At 68.0% G+C, this 1,445-nt stretch carries 2 protein-coding genes; both read left to right on the forward strand.

Going from position 1 to position 1,445, the window contains the following annotated elements:
- On the forward strand, positions 1 to 315 hold a 315-nt coding region (locus sphsw_RS17335; protein WP_042467713.1), incomplete at its 5' end, for a DUF885 family protein.
- A 62-nt stretch (positions 316 to 377) separates the two neighbouring features.
- Positions 378 to 1,370: a glycosyltransferase family 2 protein gene (locus tag sphsw_RS17340; RefSeq protein ID WP_031441714.1), complete on the forward strand. Its 993-nt coding sequence runs from the start codon at positions 378 to 380 to the stop codon at positions 1,368 to 1,370.
- Positions 1,371 to 1,445: the final 75 nt, after the last annotated feature.

Here is a 1,445-nt window from a genome sequence, read left to right on the forward strand (position 1 = left end):
CTCGTCGCCGACACCGGCCTCCACGCCAAGCGCTGGACGCGCGAACAGGCGACCGACTATTTCGTCGACACCGTCGGCTTCGCCCGCCCCCGCTCGCAGCGCGAGATCGAACGTTACTGCACGATGCCGGGCCAGGCCTGCAGCTACAAACTCGGCCACATCAGCTGGCTCCGCGCCCGCGACACCGCGAAGAGAATTTTGGGCGACAAGTTCGACGTGAAGCAGTTCCACGAAGTGCTGCGCGACGGCGCCGTCCCCCTCACGATCCTCGAACGCCTCGTCGAAGCCCGCGCCACCGCGCTGGCCAGGGCCTGACGCCTAATCCTCCCCCAAGAACAAACGATGACGCCGCGCAACGGGGCGGCTAGAGAGCGGGGATGCACCGTCCCGCGCTCTCCATCGTCGTCCCCTGCTACAACGAGGCCGCCTGCCTCGACCTCCTCCACGCGCGCATATCGGGCGCGGCGCAGAGCGCGGTCGGCGAGGATTACGAGATCGTCCTCATCAACGACGGCTCGCGCGACGACAGCTGGTCGGTGATGCAGCGTCTCGCCGCCGCCGATCCCCGGCTCGTCGCGATCAACCTGTCGCGCAACCACGGGCATCAGCTCGCGCTCACCGCCGGACTCGATCTGTGCGCGGGCGAGCAGATCCTGATCATCGACGCCGATCTCCAGGATCCGCCCGAGCTCCTCCCCCAGATGCGCGCCGCGATGGCCGAGCAGCAGGCCGACGTCGTCTACGCGGTCCGCCGCCAGCGCGCGGGCGAGACCGTGTTCAAGAAGGCCACCGCCGCCGCCTTCTACCGGCTGCTGACCAAGATGACCGACACGCCGATCCCGGTCGATACCGGCGATTTCCGGCTGATGAGCAGGCGCGCGCTCGACGCGTTCCTCAGCCTCCCCGAACAGGCGCGCTTCATCCGCGGCATGGTCGCCTGGATCGGTTTCCGCCAGGTCCCCTTTGCCTATGACCGCGCCGAGCGGCATGCGGGCGAGACCAACTATCCGCTCGCCAAGATGATGCGCCTCGCCTTCGACGCGGTCACCGGCTTCTCGACCGCCCCGTTGCGCTTCGCCAGCCATGCCGGCCTCGCACTCACCGGCGTCTCGCTGCTGCTGTTCGTCTACATCGCGATCGGCTGGCTCTCGGGCAGCGCGGTGCAGGGCTGGACCTCGACGATGCTGGTGACGGTGTTTTTGGGCGCGGTGCAGATGTTCGTGCTCGGCATGATCGGCGAATATCTCGGCCGGCTGTACGTGGAATCCAAACGCCGCCCCCTCTACATCGTCGCCGACATCGCCGGCCCCATCCAGGGCAAGGCCACGCTGGGCTTCCGCGCCGAACCCACAGAAACCCCCCTCACGTAACCAAAAAGCCCCTCCCCTTCAGGGGAGGGGTTGGGGTGGGGCCCCACCCCGCAAGCACTGGCTCGCAAAGTCCCC

The sequence above is a fragment of the Sphingomonas sp. FUKUSWIS1 genome, from assembly GCF_000733135.1.
In the GTDB taxonomy this organism is placed as follows: domain Bacteria; phylum Pseudomonadota; class Alphaproteobacteria; order Sphingomonadales; family Sphingomonadaceae; genus Sphingomonas; species Sphingomonas aerolata.